The organism is Bartonella sp. AD328YNZD (assembly GCF_042196425.1).
This window is the reverse complement of sequence record NZ_JBHIQG010000087.1, coordinates 1-4668: the sequence shown is the minus strand read 5'-3', so window position 1 is coordinate 4668 and position 4668 is coordinate 1. Positions and strand designations below refer to the sequence as shown.

Genomic DNA, 4668 nt, shown 5'->3' with positions numbered 1-4668 from the left:
GGATTCTTGCCCGCCTTCAGTCTCCATGCCAAGTTTTGCATAGACAGATTCTAGAGTTTTATGGGGAGAGCGCCCACCATTTTCGCTAAAATCAGGTTCTGCATAGAGATGTTCTGGTTTTTGAGGTTCTTGCCCGCCTTCAGCGCCCATACCAAGTTTTGCATAGACAGATTCTAGAGGTTTATGGGGAGAGCGTCCACTATTTTCGCTAAAATCAGGTTCTGCATAGAGATGTTCTGGTTTTTGAGGTTCTTGCCCGCCTTCAGCCTCTATGCCAAGTTTTGCATAGACAGATTCTAGAGGTTTATGGGGAGAGCGTCCACTATTTTCGCTAAAATCAGGTTCTGCATAGAGATGTTCTGGTTTTTGAGGTTCTTGCCCGCCTTCAGTCTCCATGCCAAGTTTTGCATAGACAGATTCTAGAGGTTTATGGGGAGAGCGTCCACTATTTTCGCTAAAATCAGGCTCTGCATAGAGATGTTCTGGTTCTTGGGGAAATCGCACATCCTGAGAGCTTCCGCTCGGTGAGCTGTAGAGGGGGTTTATTCGTTCTTGGAACTCTGTTTCACCCGACGCTAGATTAACGACTGCATAGGGATTTGAGGGGTTTTCTGGAGAAGGCTCACGCGAGCCCCTACCAACCGTTGCACGGCTAGCTCCTAATGGGTATTGGGGAGCATAGATAGTTCCTAGTGGTTGTGGAGAAGAGGGCGTCTCATATGCACTTTCTCTTTGTGTATTGTAGGGGGAATTTTTTTGCTCATTTGTTTTCCCTCTCGGTTTGTCGTAAGGAGATGCTTCTTGTTGTAAGGGCCCTTGTGAACCATTTCCGCTTCTACTGAGATTTGCGTAAAGAGCTTCTCGTTTCTGGGGAGCTGGGTTCTGGGGAGCTGGTTGTGGGTGACTTTTTTTCATGGCTGTTTCCTTTCAATATTTTTAGAAAGCCTCTTTGGCGCATTTCCCACTTTTTGATAACTTCAAGACACAAGTAAGATATCAAATTTAATGATCTCCAAAGATTTCGCGCTATTCATGTTTATATGTAATGGACATTTATGTTTTTTATACAGTTTTTTTATGAAATTTTATCAATAAGTTATAGTAAATTATCGGATCTATTTTTAGGACTATTTTTTATAATATTCTAAAACAATTGGTAGACGCAATGGAGATAAAATGATTAGCTTAAAGAGTTCTTTTGGAAGGCAAAAGTTCATGCGTTTTTATCCAGTAAGAGCAAGCGATGAGGAACGACTAACTTTCAAACTGCGGGCTTGACATTGTGCTTCTTGGGTGTTCTTTACAGTATTCGTAATTTCTTTTGCTTTTCTTTCCGATGTCCCAAGGAGGCACGCGAGTCTGGTATGGTCTTTTTCTTGTATAGCTTTACGATCTTCTGAGGATAGACGATTGTGTAGTTGGCGCGAAAAGTGATGGAGTTCTTGTCGCAGTGAACGAGAATGCAATAAAGCTCCCCTTTGTTGTTCTTCTGGTAAGGCAAAAAGGTTTTGTAAATTTTTTCCAGGTTTTTCGACAGTGTGGCTCAAGCGTTTTTGTTCTCTTTGGTGTTGTTCTAGAATTGCATCTTTTGTTTGTTGTGTTATTGTGGCATAATTTCTAAGTGATTGGCTGAGTTGTGGAACAACCTGTTCAGCTTGTCTGCGATTCGGGCTTTTTATGTCAAGTATTTTTCTTCCTGCAAGTTTAGAAATTGATTGAGGGTTTTGTAAAATTTCATCAGCAAACTGATTTCCTAAGCTTGGATCAGCCGTTAAGATATCCATTTTTGTATTTAAGGCTTGTGCTTTACCATAAACGAGCTTTGATAAATTTTTGATTTCTTTTCGGCATGCTTCAACATAAGCGTCATTTGAAATCTTTGTGAATAACTCTTCATGTGTGAGAGATGTTAATGTTTCTTTTGGAATCAATGTTTCTTTTACATTTTGAACATTGGTTTTTTGAAAGCAAAGGTTGGCACCGTTTTGTAATGTTTTAACGAGTTCTGGGGGAAGATCATCTTTGTGTCCGACGACGAAAGCACCTTCTATTTCCATGACAAAACCTTCTGCTGAAAAACCTCTAAAGACGCCTTCATAGGGAATCCCTTCCTTTGCTGCAACAACAACACGATTGTTAATTTCATCCAGTCCAGTTTCTCTCATCTGGGAGATAAATTCTTTTAAAACAATGGCTTTTTGTGGATGGGTGATATCTTCAAAAAGATCTTTCATCGGTTGGGAATTGCCATATTGCATAGCTTCAATACAAGCTGTTGTCATGCGTTTCTTTGTGATGAAAGAAAAGTCAATGGTATGTCCTGCTGCTTGTCCAAGTTTTTCCATAAACATTCTATTGACGCGCCCATTGCCTTTTCTGAAAGGATGCGCGTGCTCGAGCGCCATAAAAACTTCAGCGGCATTTTCAGCAAATTCTTGGCGCGATAAACCTTTTAAATTGTTCTTCTCATTAAGTGTTTTTTCGAGTTGTGTGAGTTCTTTTTTTATCTGTGGACCGATAGCAAAAGGAGCTTCACAACCTTTGGGACGCATTGCCGGCATATGGGCAGTGGTGCCATCTTCAAATGTAAAAAATGTATCGCGGGTGTGGCCCGCCCATTCAAAAGTTTTGTGGAAGAGGCTCCAATGGATTAATTTTAAATAAGTGAAATCAAATTTTTGTGGGAGCGGTTCGTGACGAAAATTGACGGCTTCTTTAGCGATGTCATGGGTACTGCGTTCATACAGTTTTTTAGGGTCTTTGATGCCATATTTATTTTTGAGTGTTTTTGTTCCTTTATATAGATAATTTTGCTCTAACATGTAATCTCTCCTAAGTAGGTAAGGTCGTGGTTGATAAGCGTCTTAAACGCTGTATGTGAAAAATTCCCCTTCGCATATTCTTTTGAGATTTTGGGTGTTATGAGAGGGAACACTTTTCCCTCAAGTGTGCGGATAGTTGTATCAACTCTTTTGAGAGGCTTGTGGTTTGAGAGATACATAATGTTCTATTGCGATTGTTTTCATGCCTATTCTTTTTTCATTTATTTTAGCTTCTATAATGTTTCCTTTTATTTATTATTCTGTTGTACTGTAAAATATCGATATTTAAGACGGTGATATGAAATCTAAGAGGGAGCAAAAGATGGATTTTTTATAAATCGATTTTGGGTGAAATCTTTATCCTTTGAGGTGGAGGGAAAGAGGTCGAAAAGAAAAATGTTGCTTAATATTTTCGCTGTTTTGCCTTTAGCAAAGTTGTTTGCAAGAGCACTTTGATGAAGGGCGTGGATGTGACGGAGAATATTGCTCTTGATTATTGGATGACTTGGGGACTTTTCATACATAGTGTTTAGGTTAGGAAGTCTATAGATAAAAGCAGTTATCAAGAATTTTTCTCCATTATGTTTTTCTTATTGGTGTATGTGGACATCTTGTTTGCGTATGTTTGCAACAAAATGTTTTTTACTTTGTGTTGTTGCTCTTAATTGTATCGCGCTGCTTTAAGATCCATAAGAGGGGGAAAACTTTTTTTGGCTAGGAAAAAAGGTGTTTTTCAGCACTTGGCTGTTAAAATAGAACACATGATGATATCGTAAAGGGGAAAAACTTTGTCTAAGAATGTTTTATTCATTTTAGTGTATATCTTGGATGTTTTTTTGGGGGGAACCAGTGTTTATCGTGTGGGTATTTTGAGAGTTTCTTGTTTCAAAGGCAAATCTTTTGTTTATTATATTCTTTAATGGAGGCACGTTTTTTACGTAAAATAAGAACACCATTGTGTTGCATCTTTACAGGATTATTTTAAAGATACATCTTTTAACACACTCATTTGGCGATGGGGTAAAGCCCTCATAAAGCGTATAAAATCTATTGAGCGCTCCCATTTTTACGCTTCATAAAGAATCTGGTACCATCACACACTTTATGCCAGCGCTAAAATATTGCGGACCACCCCTTGGACATTGAGGCGATTTATGAAAAGGCATGCCTTTCTTGTACAGTTCCACTTCACTTGGGGGCCCGCTTGTGACATGCGAAGTAATAGGGTTGTGATTGAGTTAACGTGGAGCAGATTTGAAATGAGAAAATCTTACGCTATTTGGTCTCTCATTCAACATAAAAATATAAATTATCATTATGAATCAATGTATTTTCTAAATTATATATGAAAATCCTTTGTAGGAATGTGTTCCTTTTTGGGGGATATTGGTGTCGCTATTGGTTGGGTGTATGAACGTTTTTTATAGAGACTTCTTAAAAATCATGGTTGCTGGTAAATGATGCACAAAATACAAAAGAAAAAATCATGGATTTTTTGACCCTGTTTTTCTTATATGTGGACGGAGTTTTTTCGTTCACAGGCTTTAAAAAAAACAGGGATGTATACCTTTTTTTGTTATTTTTCATCAATATCTCATCATGGAGGTTAGTTTTTCTTTTGTGGGGCAAAACGGTTTTTTGCAGCAGCGGCTAACATTTCTTTTCTTCTGAAATAGATGGCGCAACCACATCGCGAAGGGGAGCCTTGCATCAGAATAATTTGTTCATCTTGACGCATTTCTTGAATAATCTCGTGGGGTAAAATGAGTGCTCTTTTTAAAATATTCATATAACCACGAAAATCGACTCCATCTAAGACAAATAAAATAGGCTTTTGTAGCTTTCG

2 protein-coding genes and 1 pseudogene are annotated in these 4668 nt (G+C 38.4%); all 3 read right to left on the bottom strand.

From position 1 onward, the window contains the following. A pseudogene (locus ACFIO3_RS05725) lies at positions 1-915 on the bottom strand (hypothetical protein); the annotation flags it as partial. A gap of 308 nt (positions 916-1223) precedes the next feature. Continuing rightward, positions 1224-2822: a BID domain-containing T4SS effector gene (locus ACFIO3_RS05720; protein WP_375608083.1), complete on the bottom strand. Its 1599-nt coding sequence runs from the start codon at positions 2820-2822 to the stop codon at positions 1224-1226. Positions 2823-4428: 1606 nt separating this feature from the next. Beyond that, on the bottom strand, positions 4429-4668 hold a 240-nt coding region (locus tag ACFIO3_RS05715; RefSeq protein ID WP_375704187.1), incomplete at its 5' end, for a type IV secretory system conjugative DNA transfer family protein.